Source organism: Streptomyces sp. NPDC056231 (assembly GCF_048270745.1).
Lineage (GTDB): Bacteria > Actinomycetota > Actinomycetes > Streptomycetales > Streptomycetaceae > Streptomyces.
This window is the reverse complement of record NZ_JBLVKW010000086.1, coordinates 1-18,509: the sequence shown is the minus strand read 5'-3', so window position 1 is coordinate 18,509 and position 18,509 is coordinate 1. Positions and strand designations below refer to the sequence as shown.

11 protein-coding genes and 1 pseudogene are annotated in these 18,509 nt (G+C 71.9%); 4 read left to right on the top strand and 8 right to left on the bottom strand.

Annotated elements, in window-relative coordinates; genetic code table 11:
• Window positions 1-607: 607 nt before the first annotated feature.
• From ACNPQM_RS37320 to ACNPQM_RS37305, 4 genes are all read right to left on the bottom strand, one after another.
• Window positions 608-1,639 (bottom strand): sensor histidine kinase, encoded by a 1,032-nt coding sequence (locus tag ACNPQM_RS37320; protein WP_418087435.1) that lies wholly within the window; start codon window positions 1,637-1,639, stop codon window positions 608-610.
• A 3-nt stretch (window positions 1,640-1,642) separates the two neighbouring features.
• Window positions 1,643-2,335, bottom strand: coding sequence for a response regulator transcription factor (locus ACNPQM_RS37315; protein ID WP_418087434.1), 693 nt, complete (start codon window positions 2,333-2,335; stop codon window positions 1,643-1,645).
• Window positions 2,336-2,464: 129 nt separating this feature from the next.
• Entirely contained in the window at window positions 2,465-3,292 is an 828-nt protein-coding gene (locus ACNPQM_RS37310) for a helix-turn-helix transcriptional regulator (protein WP_418087433.1), read from the bottom strand.
• Between the two features lie 489 nt (window positions 3,293-3,781).
• Window positions 3,782-6,469: a LuxR C-terminal-related transcriptional regulator gene (locus tag ACNPQM_RS37305; protein ID WP_418087432.1), complete on the bottom strand. Its 2,688-nt coding sequence runs from the start codon at window positions 6,467-6,469 to the stop codon at window positions 3,782-3,784.
• A 349-nt stretch (window positions 6,470-6,818) separates the two neighbouring features.
• Here ACNPQM_RS37305 and ACNPQM_RS37300 point away from each other — a divergent pair, with 349 nt between their 5' ends.
• The gene (locus ACNPQM_RS37300) at window positions 6,819-9,146 is read left to right on the top strand and encodes a LuxR C-terminal-related transcriptional regulator (RefSeq protein WP_418087431.1); all 2,328 of its coding nucleotides are present in this window, start codon (window positions 6,819-6,821) and stop codon (window positions 9,144-9,146) included.
• A 29-nt stretch (window positions 9,147-9,175) separates the two neighbouring features.
• Window positions 9,176-11,758: a LuxR C-terminal-related transcriptional regulator gene (locus tag ACNPQM_RS37295; protein ID WP_418087430.1), complete on the top strand. Its 2,583-nt coding sequence runs from the start codon at window positions 9,176-9,178 to the stop codon at window positions 11,756-11,758.
• 33 nt (window positions 11,759-11,791) lie between these two features.
• On the opposite strand, the gene ACNPQM_RS37290 is transcribed toward ACNPQM_RS37295, so the two are convergent.
• The 4 genes from ACNPQM_RS37290 to ACNPQM_RS37275 form a co-directional block, all read right to left on the bottom strand.
• A complete protein-coding gene (locus tag ACNPQM_RS37290) occupies window positions 11,792-12,502 on the bottom strand; it encodes a response regulator transcription factor (protein WP_418087429.1) in 711 nt (236 codons plus the stop codon).
• A 613-nt stretch (window positions 12,503-13,115) separates the two neighbouring features.
• Window positions 13,116-13,952, bottom strand: a complete 837-nt coding sequence (locus ACNPQM_RS37285; protein WP_418087428.1) for an alpha/beta fold hydrolase — start codon at window positions 13,950-13,952, stop codon at window positions 13,116-13,118.
• On the bottom strand, window positions 13,949-14,542 hold the full coding sequence (locus ACNPQM_RS37280) for a TetR/AcrR family transcriptional regulator (protein WP_418087427.1): 594 nt from the start codon (window positions 14,540-14,542) through the stop codon (window positions 13,949-13,951). Before ACNPQM_RS37280 ends, ACNPQM_RS37285 begins: the two co-directional genes overlap by 4 nt.
• Before the next feature lie 253 nt (window positions 14,543-14,795).
• Window positions 14,796-16,049, bottom strand: coding sequence for a glycoside hydrolase 5 family protein (locus ACNPQM_RS37275; protein WP_418087426.1), 1,254 nt, complete (start codon window positions 16,047-16,049; stop codon window positions 14,796-14,798).
• A 202-nt stretch (window positions 16,050-16,251) separates the two neighbouring features.
• On the opposite strand from ACNPQM_RS37275, the pseudogene ACNPQM_RS37270 reads away from it, so the two are divergent.
• Both ACNPQM_RS37270 and ACNPQM_RS37265 read left to right on the top strand, forming a co-directional pair.
• Window positions 16,252-16,522: pseudogene (locus ACNPQM_RS37270) on the top strand (substrate-binding domain-containing protein); the annotation flags it as partial.
• A gap of 521 nt (window positions 16,523-17,043) precedes the next feature.
• Window positions 17,044-18,099, top strand: coding sequence for a lipoyl protein ligase domain-containing protein (locus ACNPQM_RS37265; protein ID WP_418087425.1), 1,056 nt, complete (start codon window positions 17,044-17,046; stop codon window positions 18,097-18,099).
• Window positions 18,100-18,509: the final 410 nt, after the last annotated feature.

Sequence of the window (18,509 nt, the reverse complement as noted above, 5' to 3'; positions counted from 1 at the left end):
GCGGCGACCGGGCGACCAGGCTGATGTCACTTTTTCTCCTCGCACTGAACGTCTCTTTCCGTTTGCACGACAGCGCCCACACTGCCCCGGTGAAGGCGTGCAGTACAAGCCCCGCGACGCGACGCCGGTGAGCGGCCGCCCCCACGGTCCCAGCCATGCCGGCTGTCCGGCCGCCACATCGCCCAAGTGCTATAAGAATTACCAGTCTTTCGAGAGCGGCGGCACGACGGCACGAGGGCATTTTTCGAAAGGAGCCCCGTCCGCCGGCGCCTGGCGGACGGGGCTGTCGAAACACGCCCTAAGGGCTGTCCCGTCATCCCTGGTGGATCAGCGCGCGGCGTCAGATGCGGTGCATCGCAAGGCGGAGGGGCGTCCTCATACTGGGTGTATGCGGGCGCTCCGACAACGCAGCCAGGTGCCGCAGCTGTCGTCGCGTGCCCGCCAGGGATTGCGGGACAGCCCTTAGGTGAATCCCTGGTTGTCGCGCGGCGCATGCGGCGCCCAGGCCGGCAAGCACCTCGTCAGCCCCGCACACTCAGGCACGACCTCGGCACCCGGCCGGTGTTCCGGATGGGTGGAGCAACGGGCGGTCAAATCCCCATTCCGGTCAGCGCTGACCGGGCGTGCCGGGCGAGGAGCACACGGCCCGCCCGGTGTCGGCACGGGGCAGACGGAGCCCCACGCACAACCCGCGCGGTTCGGCCGCGGCGAACGTCAACTGTCCTCCGATGACCGCCGCCATCTCGCGGGCGATGCTCAAACCCAGTCCGGTGCCCGGCTCGTCCCGAGTCGCGGCGCTCCGCCAGAACCGGTCGCCGATGCGGTCGAAGTCGTCCGGGTCGAGGCCGGGCCCCTCGTCGACGACTTCGACGGTCGTCATGGGCCCGTCGTCCCGGAGACGTACGGTGATCTGCCCGCCCTCCGGACTGAACTTGATGGCGTTGTCCAGCAGGGTGTCCAGGATCGAGCCCGCGAGGGTCGCGTCGACACGGATGACGGCCGATGACGCGGCCACGACCGCGAGCTGGAGCGAACGGGTTTCGGCCTGTGGCCGCCATGCGACGACCCGGTTGGTGACCAGGTCCATTGCGGCCATCGGGCCTGTCCGTACCGGGAGCGTGGTCCGGGCGGAGGCCAGCTCCAGGAGCCGGCCGAGAATGACGTCCAGCCGGTTCATCTCCTCGCGGATCAGCTCCGCCTCCTCGCGCCCCTTCCCCTCCACGCTCAGCGAGAGTATCTCCATGCGAAGACTCAACACGGTCAGTGGGTTGCGCAGTTGATGGGAGACGTCCACCACGATCGCGGCATTTTTCTCCATGCAGGTGCGCACCGAGTCGGCCATGTCGTTGAACGCGTGGACCAGCCGCCGCACTTCGGCCGGAGCCCGGGGGTGCACCGGCACCCTGCCGGACAGGTCGCCGTCGCCGATCCTGCGGGCTGCCCGCACCAACTCGCGCAGCTGACGCCGCTGCCGGATCCACCGGAGCCCCACCAGGAAGGCCACGACCAGGGCGCCCAGAGAGGCCAGGGCGACCGGTTCCGGGCCGCAGTCGGCCTCGGGGGGCGTACCGACGGCGGACGACCGGGCCGAGTACAAAAGGACACAGCAGACGGACGCCTTTATCTGACGGGTCGCCATCGGTTACGCGGATCCGGGAACCGACAGCCGATGACCCCCTCCTTGCACGGCCTCCACCAGGTACGGTGCGCCGAGCCGTTCGCGCAGCGAGGAAATGTGGCGCTGCAGCGAGGCCTCCAGCCTCGCCCGCTGGGTCCGCAGGATCTCGTCGACGAGCTGCTCGGCGGACAGCGTCTCACCGGGCCGCCGGGCCAGAGCGACGAGAATCCCGAACTCCTCGTCCGGCAGATCGGTCGGGGCGCCGTCGACCAGCACCGCTCCCTCTCGCACATCGATGCGCACGGGCCCGGCCAGGAGCAGGTCCCCGGCCGGCCCGTCGTCGGCCGCATCCCGGGACGGGCGGTGACGGCGCATCACCGCCCTTAACCGGGCCAGCACTTCCGCCAGGTTGTAGGGCTTGACGAGGTAGTCGTCCGCGCCGAGGTCGAGTCCTCGCACGCACGAGGCGTGGTCCCCACGGGCGGTCGTCACCAGGATCGGGATGGAGCTCGCCGCCCGCATCATGCTGCACAAGGTGAAGCCGTCGCAGTCCGGAAGGCCGAGGTCGAGCAGGACGGCGTCGGGACGTGCCCGCTCCAGCAGCTCCATCGCGGCCTTGCCGGTGGTCGCGCACACCGCTGCCACGCCTTGTCGGGCCAACGCCGCCCGGAGGGCTGCCGACACCCGCTCGTTGTCCTCGACCACCAGTAGTTCCACTTTGCCCCCGTAGCGCTCAGAGCCCTGACGCAGGCACGGCGGTCCGCTCGGACATCCACCCACCTGTAGGCACCAATGGTGGCTCTCCACACATCAGGCTTCACCCTAACGAGCGTTGTGGATCAACGTCTACGGCCGCCGGGCCTCCGTGCGGGTCTCGCCACCCGCCCGGTCCGCTCCCTGAACATCGGAGCGGATGATGTCGGGGCGAAGCCTGGGTGGCCAGCAGCCCATGCTGAACATGCCCATCGAGTACGCCTTGGCCGCCAGCGCCGTGCGATTGGGCACATCGAACTGCCGCAGGAGAGCGCCGACGTGGTACTCGATGCCCTGCCGGCTGAGGAAAAGTTTGGCCGCGAGGCGCACGGTCGGATCCCCCGCTGCCACGCCTTCCAGGACCTTCGCGCTGAGGGGGGTCAGTTTCCCGTGCGACCCCACGCGCGCCTGGTGGTCGCCGGGCGTCCCCTCCGGCGTGAACTGCACCATGAACACCCTCACCCGACCTGAGCCGTCCTCCACCGGGAAGGCGGTGAGTTCGCCGGATACCGCGGTGTGGTCGAAGCAGGTACCGATGGAGCTGTTCCCGAGGCACGCCTTGCGTCCCTGAGCCAGTAGGCCGAACTGGCGCAGCACGTACTGCCGCACGCTCGGGTGCAGGAATTCCGTGAAATCGCGCTCGCGCATCTCCTCGGGGTGCATTCCGCACTGGGCACTCAAAGCACTGTTGACCGACCGCACCCGGAGGGTCGAATCCAGAACCGCGAGACCGATGCCGGAGCGCTCGAACAACGAAAGGAACACATCGCGGTATTGCTCACCCGGAATCCCGGCGTTCAATAAGGAAGGATCAATTTCGCGCAATTCTTCGACGGGGCCCAGCAAGTCATTCCGCATAAGAGATATCCCCTCGATCTCTTGCCGAAGCTCGCTCTTCGTACCAGTCTCCGCCTCGGCCATGTACGACAAACCGCCCTCGCATGCCTCATTCCCTGTATTCCGGCCGACGCCGAGCAGACTAATGAGGCCGAACCACGGCGTGCAATGGGGACTCTGGCACGCCGCCCAACACTGTGGTCGTCGCCGCACAGTTCGGAGCGGCCGCGGCGTCCCACACCGCCCCGTACGGAAGGGGCAGCCGTACACCGCGCGTCGGAGTGGGGGTTCACCGCGGTTCACCGTGACGACCGGGAGAAGTCCGGAACGCGCTGTCCTCGCACCTGAGAGCCCCGGAAGGCGACTCCGAATACCAGGGGGTAGCCCGCTTGGTGCACCGATCGGCCACCGAAGCGGGGGTGTCCTGTCCGGGCTCGGCGGCGTGGTGGCCGGGCAGGATGCGCGGTGCGGCACAGATACGGCGGGCGGGGGCCGGTCATCCTGCCATGTACGGCCGGCACCGGGGCGGGGTTGCGCCGGCCCGTAGGGGAGGGCCGGTGGATCGACGGACCGTCAGAGCCGCTGGGAAAGCATCCCCGAGGACAAGGCGGCTCTTCCCGCCATCCGCCGCACGACCGGAAGCAGCCTGGCCCGCCCCTCCACGCCCAGTCGCTGGTAGAGCCTGGTCAGGGTTTTCTCCACGGCACGCCGAGTGACGCCGAGCGCCGCCGCGACCTCCTGGTTGGTGTTTCCGAGAGCTACGAGGGCGGCGACCCGGCGCTCGGTGTCGCTGAGTCCGCCGCCGCCCGGCGGCACGGCGCGGTTCGGATCACCGCTGAGGGTCCCCGCCCAGCACCGCAGCGCCGACTCCCCCGCCGCGTCGACGATCCGGTCGGCCTCGGCGAGAAGCTCGGCGGAGCCGGGCCGCCCGGCGGCGCGCAGCCGGTTCCCGTACGCCGTCAACGCCCTGCCCAGCTCCAGCGTGTTGGAGCCTTCCCTGAGCACGGAGACGGACTCGGCGAGCAGGGACAGGGCATACCGGCCGCCCACCACGGTGCCCCACATGCGCAGGACCCGGCCGAGGTCGTAGGGGGAGCCAGAGGACCGGGCCGCCTCGCAGGCGCGGGCGAGGAGCCGGAGCGCGTCCTCCGACCGGTCGACGCGGAGCAACGGGGACACGCACCACAGGTCCACCGGGAACAGCGTCCGGTTGCACCAGCCCGCCGCCTGTGCTTGGTGCGCCGCCTCGAGCAGGTCGGAGAGCAGAGCGGGCAGTTCGGGTTTCGGGGCCGACTGGGCGCGCAACGCCCGACGGGCCAGACCGGTCAGCGGTATGGCGGCCTCCTGGCGTTCGCGCAGCAGGGACCGCAGCCGGTCGGCCAGCCGCGGGTCGCGCGTCTCGAGAGCCACGGACGTCAGGCCGACGACGGCCGACCAGTCGTCGTCCTCCAGCGGGCCCGGGGCCGCCGCGCACGCGTCCGATGCGTCCGCCCAGGCGTCAGCGAGCCGGCCGGCGTGCAGAGCGGCCAGTGCCCGCCAGCCCAGCAGCCGGGTCTGCAGCCGCCCGTCGCCGTGCCCACGTGCCGCTTCGAGTGCCATGTCCAGCCAGCTGCACACGGGTTCGTCCGCCCCGGACGCCGTGCCGGAGGCGATCATCAGGGCGGGCGCGGCATGGACGGAGGCGGCGGAGGCCGGCTCGTGGTCGAGCATCCAGCGCACCAGGGCAGCCGCCTCGGCTGCGGGCAGCCGTCCGCCGAGAATTCCCGCGTAGACCAGGACCGATACGAGTTCGCGCTGCGCCGCGGTACCGGGCCCGGGCCCTGGGGCCAGGGCGCGCAGCCGCTCGACCGCGGCGGCCGGGGCGCCCGGGGCGCCGAGCCGGTGCAGCCGGGTCCGGGCCTCCAGCCGCAGGCCGAGGTCCGCCGCTTCCGGGCCCGTCGTGGCCGGTTCTCCGGCGGATTCCAGTACCTGCGCCGTCTGCGGGGCGGTGAGGAACAGGGTGAGCGGCACGTTCGCCACGACCTCGGCGCGTTCTCGGTCCGATGACAGCAACTGGTTGGCCTGGACGGCGTGGCGCAGCATGGCGGGGACGTCGGTGTTCTGCTCCGCCTCGGACAGGGCGGCCAGGAACGCGCCGCGCTGCGGGCTGTCGGGCGGGAACTCGCGCAGGGCACGGCGAAGGCAGCGGATCGCGAAGGCCGCGTCCCCGCGGCGCAGCAGCTCGTCGGCGGCCTGACGCAGTACTCGGGCGGTCTCGGTCCACTCGCCGGGTCCGACCTCCAGGAGGTGGGGGACGATCCGATCGGGCGGAGCACCGGCCTCGTAGAGCAACTCGGCAGCGCGGCTGTGCATCTTGGCGCGGTCGGCAAGGGTCAGACGATCCTCGGCGATCTCTCGTACGCAGTCCCATAGAACGGGCGGCGCCCAGCGGTCCACATTCCAGCCGAGACGGAGCAGGGCGCGCGCGGCCGCGGCCTCCTCGGCCGGGCCCAGGCCCGAGAGGCGGGCGCGGACACGCGGCTCGGCGGGGCCGCCCAGGATCGCGGCGCAGCAGGCCAGTCGCCGGACGGGCTCCGGCTGGCTGCTCAGGACCGCGGCCACCCGGGCCGTCAGGTCCCGGGGTGCCGGCCGGGTGCGGGCGGTGTCGAGGAGTTGCTCGGGGGCCACTGGGTGCACAGCCTCCACCCGGTCGAGCAGCGAGACGACGAGTGCCGGGTTCCCACCCGTCGCGCGCGTCCAGGCCGAGAGCTCCGCGTCGGTGAGCACATCGGGTTCCGCGAGCAGCGCGCGTATTTCCTCCGGACCGAGCGGGGCCGTCCGGATCACTGGATCCGCGGCCGCCAGCAAGTCCTGTACTCGCGGCAGTTCGGCGAACGGCTCGCCCTCGCGCACCGTCACCACCGTGAGCAGCGGGGCGGGGCACGGGTCGGCGAACCATCGTGTGAGCCGGGCCAGCGCTGTCTTGTCGGCCCACTGCAAGTCATCGACGAGATACGCCAGGGGGCCGGCGCCGGATGCCGGACCGGCCTGAGGGAGAGGCCGGTCCGGGACGTCGGGGGAGCCCTGTCCCGGACGGCCGCAGCAGGCCCGCCGGACAGTGAATCCCTCCTCCGCCGCGAGGTCGGCGACAGCGTCCAGGAAGGCCGAACGGCCCGTGCCGGGCGGGCCGGTGACCGCCACGAGCACGGCGGCTCCACCCCGCACGCGGCTCATCGCCGCCCGGATCGAGGCGAACCCGTGCGTCCGGCCGACGAGGGGCACAGGTGTCTCCGTTCACAGAGGCGACTGACGACGCCGTCCATCGCCGGGGTCCTTCACCGAGGCATCCTCAGTGGGCGGTTCGGCCCGGCAGACCCTCGGCGCACTCTTCACGATCTCGACACGAGGCCATCTTCACACGACACAGAATTGTCATATGGTAAGCAGCGTGAGGAGCAGATCGGATTACCTGCGTCCCCCCACCCCACCTCCGGCTTTTGCACCCACGTCCTTACCTGCCGGCACCACCTTCGACCGGTCCCCGCCCACGCACCGCCCGTCGTGCTGCATCCCCGTCGGCCGCTCCGGCGCCCGCTGTGTGGTGATGCGCGGGTCCGTCGACAGCCGGCCCGTGGACGCGATCGTGCGTCACATCGGCGATGTGTGCGGGCGGGAGCCGAGCGTGCGACGCGTCGACTGCCGCCTCAACGAGGCCGGCACCGAGCACGCCGTGCTGCGGCGGGTGCTGGGCCTGCGCAGCGGTGAGCCGTTACCCCTGCACGAGACACAGCACGCGGCCCTGACGCTGGTCGAGAAGTCGCTGGCCCAGGCTCCGCTGGTGCTCGCCTTCGGCGACGCCCAGTGGTGTGACGAGGGCACGCTCCGTTTCATCGACCGGCTGATGCGCGGCCCGGCCCAGGAGCCGCTGACCGTTCTGCTGAGTCTGGCGCCCGGCGTCCCGGCGCCCACTGCGCCGGCGTTCCACGAACTGATGGCGCGCGACTGCTGTTCGGTCACCGATGGATCAGACCTCTGGCCGACCGGTGCCACCCCGCCGTCCGCCAGGGACGCCGTGCCCCTCGGCCGGCGCGACTCCCGGCTGCTCCGGGTCGCTCGTGCGGCTGCGCTGCTGCGCAGCACCGACCCCCACCTCGTCGCCCCCCTCGCCGGACTTCCCCTCCAGGTGACCGGCCGGCTCCTGGAAGCGGCCCGGGATCTCGGGCTGCTCCCGACGCGGATGCCCGCGCGGGGCGTGCCACCGCAGCTCGACGCGCTGATGGCCGCACTGCCCGACACCGAGGGCGAGCAACTGCGCGCTCAGGCCGCCGAGATCCTCAACGACGCCGCACGGCCGGCCGGACAGGTGGCCGAGCTGCTGCTGGGGCTCCGCTCGCTGGACCGACCCTGGATGAGAGCCCTGCTCAAGGAGGCGGCCGCCACCGCGCGCCGCGACCACCCGGCGACCGCCGCGACCTATCTGCACAAACTCCACGAGTCCGCCCCCGCCGACCTCGCCGTCCGCACGGAGCTGGCCGCCGTACTGACCGATATCGACCCTGCCGCCGCCCTGGAACATCTCGACAGCGTGCTGTCCCGCACCGACGACCCGCCGACCCGGGCGCTCGCCGCCCGGCAGCGCCGGCTCACCGCGCTCATGACGCATCGCACGCCCGACACGCCCGAAGGGCTCGGCGAGCTGCTGCGCGGGCTGCGGGAGTGCGCGTCGCCCCTGTCCTGCGGTGGCCCGACGGATGACCTGGCGCTCGCCGCCCGCGCTCTGCGCACCGCGCTGACCGGCGCCGACCAGGACGCCGCGGTCGCCGACGCCCATCAGGTCCTGCGAACCGGACGGCCGCGCGCCACGTGGGCGCGGGTCGCCGCCGCCCAGGTCCTCGCGCTGGCCGGCGACACCACGGCCGCGCTCGGCCACCTGGACCGGACCGTCATGGACAGCCGGCGCCGCGAGGAGGCGTGGGCCCAGTGCCACGCCGGGTCGGTCCGGGCGCTGCTGCTGCTGGAGTCGGGCCGGGCGGACGACGCGGTCGAGGCCGCGCGGGCCGCCAGCCGCCTCGCCGAGGGGCCGGACCGGACCAGGTGCGCCCGCCTGGCGCCGATCAGCCTCGCCCTGACGCTGGTGGCCCGCGGTGATCTCGACCGGTCCGAGTCGGTCCTGCGCCGGCTCGACGGCCACGCCTTCGACGGCTCCGTCTGGGAACACCACCTCCACCTGACGGCCAGGGCCTTCGTCGAGCGCGGCCGGGGCCGGACCGAGCAGGCCCTGCGGCTGATGGAGCAGTGCGGGGCGGATCTCACCGCCGCCGGCATCAAGAACCCCCTGTTCACGACCTGGTGGCTGCACAGCACGGAACTCCTCATGGCCCTGGGCCGGTCGGGCGACGCGGCGGAACGGGCCGAACTCGGCCGGGACCTCGCCGAGCGGTGGCCGACGTCCCGCAGCACCGGGCTGAGTCTGCTGGCCCGGGGCATGGTGGCCACGGGCGCCGACCGGGTGGAACTGCTCGCCGAGAGCGTACGGGTGCTGCAGGACAGCTCCGACCAGCATTCCCGCGCGCTCGCTGAGATGCGTCTCGGCACGACGCTGTGGCGGCTCGGGGACGAGAAGGCCGCGCGCGGGCGGCTGCACGCGGCCCGGGCGACGGCCGTGCGGTGCGGCCTGACCGCCGTGGCCGGTCAGGCACGGGTCGCGCTGGCGGCGGCGGGTGGCCGGCCCGCGTCGGTGGCACTCAGCAAGGCCGAGCGGCCCGTTGCGGAGATGGCCGCGGCCGGTGCGACCAACCGGACCATCGCCGACACCCTCTGCCTGACCGTGCGCACCATCGAGTACCACCTGACCAGCGTGTACCGGAAGCTCGGCGTCACCGGTCGCGCCGGCCTCGCACACAGGCTGGCGTCGCCGGGTGCGCACGGATCCGCGCGCCTGCCCGGCGAAGAACGTTGAGCCCGCCGCCCCTCCCCTGCCCGGCCGACGTGTCCAGGCGGCTCCTTGAGCGATCGGCCCACCTGGCGCTGCTCGAGCAGGCCGTGCGCCAGGTCGCGGAGGGCGGCGCGGCGACCGTCGTCGTGCACGGACGGCCGGGTACCGGGCGCACCGCCGTGCTCGCCGAGGCCGCCGCGCTCGCCCGGGGGGCCGGACTGCACGTCGTCACCCCACCCGCCCGGCGTGCCGGCCCACGACGGCTCCGTGACATCGCGTCGCACCTGTCGGCGGAGACGGCGTACGGTCCGGCCGGCACACCGCTGGCGGTCCTCGTCGACGACGCCGAGGACGTGATCCGTCAGGAGCACGCCGTCGGCTGTGCGGGACGACGGCCCCTCCTGCGGGTGACGGCCGGCACGGACCCGGCGGTCCTCGGCGCGGCAGGCCCGCCCGGATACGAACTGGCCCTGCGTCCGCTGAGCGCCGACGCCGTGCGGGTGCTGCTGGTCGAAGCGTACGGCGAGGAGGCCGGCGGCTCGCTCGTGCCCGCCGCGACGGCCTCGACGGGTGGCAGTCCGGCGGTCCTGCGCGCCGCTCTCCGGTGGTGGCCGGCTCCGGCACCCGGTCCGGACGAATTCGCCGCGCTCGCCGACCAGGTGGGCAGGCGTCACGTCCACCGCACTCTGGCCCGCATGTCCGGACGGACGGTCGCGCTGGTCGAGGCGAGCGCGGTGGCGGACGGCGACCTCCCCTTCGACCGGCTCTGCGAACTGGCCGGGGTCCTTCCTCAGTGGCGCGAGCGGGCCCGTGCGGAGCTGGCCGGCACCGGACTGCTCGACCAGGTCGGATACCCGCGGCTGTACGACCCGCTGGTGACCGACCGGGTGCTGGGCCTCATGGAAGACGGCCGGCGCCGCGATCTGTATGAGCGCGCCGTACGGCTCGGGCGCGGCGACGGAATCCCCGAGCCGGTCCTCGGCCGGCTCGTGCCTCATTCCCGGACGGCCGAGCCCTGGGCGCCCGCTGCCCTGTACGCGGCGGGCGTGCGCGCCCGGCGGTCCGGGGACGCATCCGACGCGGTCGCATTCCTCGAACAAGCGCTGGACCGCGGGGCGTCGGGTGAGCTGCGCGCGAAGGCGCTGCTGGCACTGTCGACGGCGCGGCTGTCCCTGCGGCCCGAGGCGGCCGACCGCGGCTTCCGGCGCGTGCTGACGGAGACGTCCGGCCCGGAGGGATCCGCAGTCCGGCTGCTCGCCGCCGACCTGCTGACCCTGCGCGGCGGCGGAAGCAGCGTGGCGGCGGCCCTCGACTCGGCCGCGGCACGGAGAGCGACATCCGCGGTGGAGCAGCGAACCCTGCTCGGCCTGCGGGAACTTGCTCTGGAGAGGGGCCCGGTCGAAGCGTCGGCTGCCTCTGCCCACGGGGACGGGACATCGCGGCCCGCGCTCGACGCGGCCGAGGCCGCGGCCGCCGCCTGGCGGCACTGTCTCGCGGGACGGGAGATCGGCAGGGCTCGGCGGCTCGCCACCTGCGCGCTGGAGCGGGCAGAGGCCGGGTTGTTCGCTCCCAGGCTGGTCGCGGCGAGGGTGCTCGCCGTCACCGAGGACGTGATGCTCGCGCGGGTCGGGCTGCGGCAGATCGAGGCCGAGGCCCGGCGGCACGCGGTGGGCCCCGCACTCGGGCAGGCTCTGCTGAACCTGGCCGAACTCGCCCTGCGGACCGACAACCTGGACGAGGCCGGGGCCCGGCTGGCCGAGGCGCTGGCAGAGGTGCCCCGCACCCACTGGCATCCCCTGAGTCTGCCGCGGCTGGCGGCGACGGAGGCACTCGTGGCCCTGGGCGAAGGGCGCCCGGATCTCGCCGAGTCCGCCCTGGCGGGAGTCCTGCCTGGCCGGCACGAACACGGCGTCGGCGAGAGTCAGTTGATGTTCGCCCGGGGCCTCCTCAGTCTGCACACCGGTCGCGCCGCCGAGGCAGCGTCACACCTGCGCGAGTGCGGCCGCATCCTGCTGGCCCTCGGCTGCCTGAATCCCGCCGTCGTGCCCTGGCGTTCCCATCTCGCCTTGGCGCTGGCGTCCGTGGACCCGTCGGCCGCAGCGCGCCTGGCGGCCGAGAGCCTGGCGGAGGCCCGGGCCTGGAGCGCGCCGGGTACGGTTGGTTCGGTCCACCTCTGGACCGGTCTCACCCTCACCGGCCTTCCGGCACTCGGACATCTGCGGTCCGCGGTGCGACTGCTCGCCGGTTCGCCGGCCCGGAGACAGTATGTGCGCGCGACCGCGGAGATGTCCGCCGCCCTGCTCGACGACGGTCGGCCTGCGGACGGACGGCGCCTGCTGGTCGAGGCCGTCGCGGCGGGGCGGGCCGACGGGGAGCGGCCGGTCCCCCGTGTCCAGGAGGTCGTCGCCCTGTACGCCTCGCTGCCCAAGCTGAGCCGTGCTCGGCTGAGTCCGGCTCAGCTGCGGGTCGCGCTGCTCGCCGCCGAAGGGCGGTCGAACAGGGCGATCGCCGAGAAGCTGTCGGTCAGCCTGCGCGCGGTCGAGCTCCATCTGACGAGCAGCTACCGGGCGCTGGGCATCGCCGGCCGGGCCGATCTGACCGTGATGCTGGGGCACGCGGGGTTGGGACGGCGTTGAGGACTGTCCCCCGCATGCGCGACGCGCCGCCCATCACGTGCGGAGCGAATCGCCCGTCCCCACCAACCCCTCGCGCAGGGCGACCGCGACGGCCTGGGTGCGGTTGGGACAGTTCAGCTTGGACAGTACGACCGCCACGCTGCGCTTGGCGACGTGCTCGGACACTCCCAGCGCCTGTCCTATCTGCTTGTTGCTCAACCCGTCGACGAGCAGTTCCAGCACCTGTCTCTCGCGCTCGGTGAGCAGCCCGATCGTCGGTTCCGCGCGCGGCCGTGCCTCTTGGCCGCGGTACCGCGACAACGGCACCCGCGTGACCGGCTCGAGCTGCAGCGACTCGCCGTCGGCGAGTCTGCGCAGGGCGTCGTCCAGTCCCTCGGTGGTGAGGGCGTCCTGGTCCAGCACGCCGTCGCAGGGCAGGGCTCGGCCGGAGGCGACTCGCTGCACCTCGGCGCCGGGCAGGATCAGCACCACGCGGATCCCGTTCCTGTGGACCACCGCGGCCAGTTCGGCCGCCCAGGCGTCCTCACCGGTCCCGAAGCCGTTCACGCACCACACCACGAGCACGTCGCAGGAGAGGACCAGTGTCTGGATGGCGTCCACCGGGGCCGCCGCTGTGAACTCCTCGGGTTCGTAGACGGAGTACTGGTCCACATGGACGGCCTCCGCCAGCATGGCGGCGAGCCCCCCACGAGCCACCTCCCCCCGTGCCACGACCGCGACCTTGACCGACCCCGACGTGTTCATGTGCCGCTCCCGTCCACCCAACCGACTGCCCGGTGTCTTTCGGCCAACCAGAATCCGTTCTTCGCACGCAGTGGCGATTATTGCTCGGCGGAGCGCGCTGTCCATCAGCCTGTTGCGCTGCAATATTCCGACAGGCACCTCATCTTCACCACGCGCGTAGAGCTTCCTGGTCGATACGGTCACCGGCACGTGTCAAGACATCAGCGATCCAGCGCACCTTCGGTGTGCACCGGGGCGTGGTGAATGCCGCGACGCGCGCCAAAGGTGCTTCCGCGTTCCCTGCCGTGAGTTGATGTCGTTCCTGGGTACTGACGGGGTTCGTTCCGGCCGGGACCGGTGCCTCTGTGATGCCGGTGAACTCGCAGGCCGGCGTGGTGCTGGGGACCGTCCGCAGGAACCGTGGAGTCTTGCTGTGAGCACGTGCGTCAGCATCCCTGATTCACCCTGGCCCTCCCGGAACGGCATACCGACCGGGAGGGAGCGGGAGCGTGAACGTACTGCACGACGGACGTCTCGGACGCCGCCGCGGCCGCCGCCCGGTCGACGACGCCATCGCCGGCCGGCTCCGCGCCGCCACGCGCAGGCTCATCCGGGCAGGCCGCGGTTCGTGTCTTCAGGCGCGGAGTGCCTTGCGAAGGAGTGCGCCGAACTCGGCGGGATGCGTGGTCAGGCCGATATGCCCGCCGGGAAAGTGCAGGAGTTCCGTGCCGAGACACTCGGCCAGGAAAGCGGCCGGCCGGTAGGGCAGCTCGCCGCGTGAGTCCTGCCCGCCGGCGAGTACGAGCCGATCCGACAGGGCCTTGAGCCGGTGAATGTCCGGGGCGTAGGACATGAAACTCGGCACGATCCGTCCGACGAAGTACGGCAGGTCGCCCATGGTCTGCTCGGCCCGCGCCGCTGCTTGCGGGGGGAGCTCGACCTCGGCCTCGGGCTCGGTGGTGTCACTGTCCTTCTGCATGCCTGCGGCGAACACGGCCATCGCCGGCAGGAGCCCCCGGGTTCGGAACGTCTTCTGTACACGCGCGAGGAGCGCGCGGTGCACGGCGGCGTCCGGGAGGACCTCCACCACTGGCGGTTCGTGCGCCACGACGCGTTCCACGCGTTCCGGGTGGGCGATGAGCAGATGCAGGGCCGCGATCGCCCCGGAGCTGGCGCCGAACACCCGGCCGGGCTCACCGGGCGACAGCAGTTCCAGCAGCCGGAACGCGTCATCGGCGTGATCCTCCACCCGCTGCTCGGCCTCGGGGTCGTCCAGCGTGCTCCGGGACATGCCGCGAGGGTCGTAGGTGGCCACGGTGTATTCATCGGCCAGGTCGGCCGCAACAACCTCCATGGAGGCGGCACCGCCCGTTCCTCCGGGGATCAGAAGCAGGAGCGGGCCCTGGCCACGCACCTCGTAGTGCAGGGTTGCGCCGTTCACGCGCAAGGTCTGGACGGTCGGCTCGGTCATACGAAGTCTCCTTCTGTGGACTGGGGCCAGTGCTCCAGAAGGGTGTGCAGGGCGTCGAGGGCGCGGGCCCAGGAATCCTGCGGTGAACGCTTGTGCGCGAAGCCGCCCGCGGCCTCCAGAGCCACGAATCCGTGGAACGTGCTGCGCAGCAATCGGACCGCGTCGGTCAGATCCGGCTCGGCCAATCCGTAGCCGCGCAGCATGCTGTATGTCAGCTCGACTGCACGCCGCGGCCCGGGCGCGTTTGCGGCCAGCTCAGGATCAATCTCGATGGGGATCTGCGTCGCCGTATAGCGGCCCGGGTACCGGCGGGCGTAGTTCCGCCAGGCGTCCGCAAACGCGACCAACGCGTCTTTACCCGCCCGCCCGGCCGTCGCCTCCGCGATACGGATGGTCTTCTCATCCGCCGCCAACAGCGCGATCCGCCCACGCAGATCCTCGAGACTGCGGACGTGCGCGTAGAGACTCGCATCTCTCACGCCGAGCCGCCGCGCCACCTGAGACATGGTCAAGTGATCGAACCCGACCTCGTCCGCCAGCTCAGCGCCCGCAATTGTCACCCGCTCCGCCGTCAGCCCGGCCCGCGCCATGCACTCCCACCCTTCCTAGGGGCATTAGTTTTAGCCTAAGAGCCCTAGCATCTGCAATCGGACAACGCCTCCACACGGGGCTCGGCCTGTGCCGCAGCAGATCGAGGGCGGTGAAGGACGGGGCTCGAGGTGGCCGTACGTCGAGTCCTTGACGAGCGTGACGCCCCAGCCCGGCTCCTCCACGTGGACGAAGCGGTGGTTGCAAGCCTCGAACTTGGCGAGGATGCCGGGCGCGCGGGGTGCACGGGAGAGGTCAGCGAACCTCGTCCGGGGTGAGGACGTCGGTGATACCCCGCGCGGCCAGGTGCTCCGTGTTCCCGGCCTGGCTCGCGAGGACGGCCGTGGGCCGGACCCCGTCCGCGGTGAGCCGGGCGAACGCCTCGAAGAACGCGCCGCCGGGAGCGCACGTCGAGCGACGGGGCGCGGTCTCGTCGTCGCCGGTGTCGACCACCAGGGCCGTGGTACGAGGAGCCGGCCGGACGGCCGCCCCCCGCCGCTCCTCGACCATCCGGGCGATGACCTCCCCGGCCGGTTTCACCTGCCGGTCGTTGGTCAACAGACCCAGCCCGTATTCGAGTTCGGGGAAGTCGGCCAGAGCGCGGGACACGTCGTGGGAGCACCACCAGGTGACACCCCACACGTCCTCGCAATCCAGTGCGTTCGCAACGGTCGCCTCGGTGAACTCGGCGGCGTGCTCCGCGGGGATGAGTGGGGAGGGGGCACCGACCTCCTGCAGCCAGACCGGCCGGTGCGGTTCGACAGCCCACGCCTTGGACAGTTCGATCAGATAGGCGGCGTGGTGCTCGGTGGCGGTGCCGGTGCGGCCGTGCCGTTGGGCGGTGCCGTTGAAGACCCAGGAGTGCACGGCGGTGACAGCGCCGATCCGGGCGGCGTGGGCGGGAGTGAACGCGTGGTCGTCCTGGTACCAGGCGGCGTCGTACTCGGCATGCAGGTGCATCTTGCCGGGCGCCCCCTCCTCACAGGCGTCGAGCAGAGTACGCAGCCAACTGCTCGCCTGTGGGGGTGTGATGGGGTCCGGATCGGGGTGCGGAGGGCCCGAGAACTGGCTGATCTCGTTGCCCAGGGTCATCCCGATGAAATTCGGGCGTTCGGCGAGGGCGGCGGCGAGCGTACGCAAATACACGGCCTGGCCCGCCACCACGTCCGGGTCGGTGAAGATGTTCCGCCGGTGCCAGGTCTGCGTCCACGCGGGCAGGAAGTCGAAGCTCGACAGGTGGCCCTGCAGTCCGTCCACGTTGACGTCGAGCCCGCGCTCGGCGGCGGCGTCGACGAGCTGGACCAGCTGTTCGACGGCGCGCGGCCGGATCAGGGTGCGGTTGGGCTGAAAGAGCGGCCAGAGCGGGAAGACCCGGATGTGGTCGAGGCCGAGTGCGGCGATCGAGTCCAGGTCGGCACGGACCGCGTCGAGGTCGAAGTCCAGCCAGTGGTGGAACCAGCCCTGGGTGGGCGTGTAGTTGACGCCGAAGCGCAGCGGGGAGTGAGACATACGGTGCAGGTGTCCAGGTTCTCGTGGTGCGGGGTGGCGGCGGCTCGGGGGGCAGCCCTTGACGGTGCCTTCGTCGACGCCCCGGCAGAAGGAGCGCTGCAGGCCGGCGAAGAGCAGGATGCGGGGTGCGCCGGGTCATGGGTGGCCTCACCGGCTGCGTACGCCCAGCAGACTTTCCAATGCCCGCGGCGCAAAGTCAATGGACGATGCGGGTGCCGTGGCGGCGATCGTCGGCCGGCTGCACGAGCTGCGGCACCGGCGCATGGTGCAGATCGCGGGCCTGCCCTCGCTCGCCCACACCGACCGACGCATCCGCTCCCTGCGCGTCGAGGCCGACCGGCGCGGGCCGGCCGAGGCCCAGTCGGTGGCGACGGACCACTCCGGTGCGGAGGGGCGGCCGTCACACGCCGGGGCTGGAACAGCCCGTCCCGCCGACCGCGATCATCTACGACAACGATGTAATGGCCGCTTCCCCTCGGCGGCCGGCAGGGTGCCGGCGACGGCTGCCTGGCTCAGCGAGGAGGTGTTGACCGTCATCAGGCGAATCCGGACTCCTGCTCCTCGACCGCGGTCACCGTCACATCCAGCAGCCGGGCCGCACCGGTGATCCCGACGTAGCAGAGGCTGGCGAAGCACAGCGTTGTCCGCCGCGGACAGGCCGGCGCATCGGCGGCGCGTCAGCCGCAGCGTGATCAGCTCGAACGGGCTCAGCGACAGCTGCACGTCGTCGTCCGTCCGCTGTGGCCCGCTCGCATCGATGAGCGGCCCGCTCCAGCAGGTGGCTCACGGGACAGTCCTTCGAGTGAGATCGAGAGCTGCCACAGGAACGGTCCGACGGTCAGCGCGAGTGCGGCGAGCAGCAGGACGTCACACCTCGGACTCACGGGTCGTGTGGCCAGGGTGGGAGAACTGCACGGAATGAAACGAGTCACCCGCCGCGTTGTCAGTGGTGGGTACCGGATCATGGGCGCCGAGTCATTCTGGAGGCAGGGCAGTGCACGGTGAGTACAAGGTCCCCGGCGGCAAGCTCGTCGTGGTCGATCTGGACGTCGAGGGCGGCGCGCTGCGCAACGTACGGGTCGCCGGTGACTTCTTCCTCGAACCCGACGACGCCATCCTCGCCATCGAAGCGGCCCTGGAGGGCGCCCCGGCCCACACCGGCACCGCGGGCCTCGCCGCCCGCATCGACGCCGCGCTGCCCGCGTCGACCATGATGCTGGGTCTCACCTCGGAGGGCGTGGCCGTCGCCGTGCGCCGCGCTCTCGCGCACGCCACCGAGTGGAGCGACTACGACTGGCAGCTCATCCACGAGGCCCCGCAGTCACCCGCGCTCCACATGGCGCTCGACGAGGTCATCACCACCGAGGTGGCGGCGGGCCGCCGCCCGCCGACGCTGCGGGTCTGGGAGTGGGCCTCCCCCGCCGTGATCATCGGCAGCTTCCAGTCGCTGCGCAACGAGGTCGACCCTGCGGGCGCCGAGCGCCACGGCATCACCGTGGTGCGCCGCATCTCCGGTGGCGGGGCCATGTTCGTGGAACCGGGCAACACCATCACGTACTCGCTCTCCGTTCCCGATTCCCTGGTCTCCGGCCTCTCCTTCGCCGACAGTTACGCCTATCTGGACGACTGGGTGCTCGGGGCACTCGGCGACATGGGCATCAAGGCCTGGTACCAGCCGCTCAACGACATCGCCACGGACGCCGGGAAGATCGCGGGCGCGGCGCAGAAGCGTTTGGTCGGCGGGGAGGGCGCCGTGCTGCACCACGTGACCATGTCGTACGACATCGATGCCGACAAGATGCTCGACGTGCTCCGGATCGGCAAGGAGAAACTCTCCGACAAAGGCACGAAGAGCGCCAAGAAGCGCGTCGACCCGCTGCGGCGGCAGACCGGTCTGGCGCGCGAAGCCGTCATCGAGCGGATGATCGACTTCTTCCGGGCCCGGCACGGCCTCACCCGGGGGACGGTGACGGACGAGGAGATGGCACGGGCAGAGGAGCTCGTGGCGACGAAGTTCGGGACCGAGGAGTGGACCGCGCGCGTGCCGTAGGGATCCGCCCCACCGCTGCGGACCCCCGGTATAGGTCGCGGCTATCGGGGGCATTCGCCGATCGCGCATTGTGACAGCCCTTCTCCTGCGCCAGCCTGACCTGGTCCGGCACTGCTGCCGGTGGGTCCAAATGAAGGGGAGGGCATGTCACAGCACCTTCGGCTCAACTTCATCGACGGACAGTGGGTCGCCGCGGAGTCGGGGCAGGTCCGGCCGGTTCGCTCGCCGTCCTTCCGGTGACGCCGCGGCCCCGGTCCCGCCCCATCAGCCTGGTGCGGCGGCGCGACCGGGTGCTGTCCCCGGCGGAGCGTGCGTTCGTGACTCCTCCCCCTCGTAAACGAGGGGGCTTCTCGCTATGCCGGTTGGGCTTCGCGACGGACCAGCCCGGCCCGTAGGACGTTCAGGGCGCC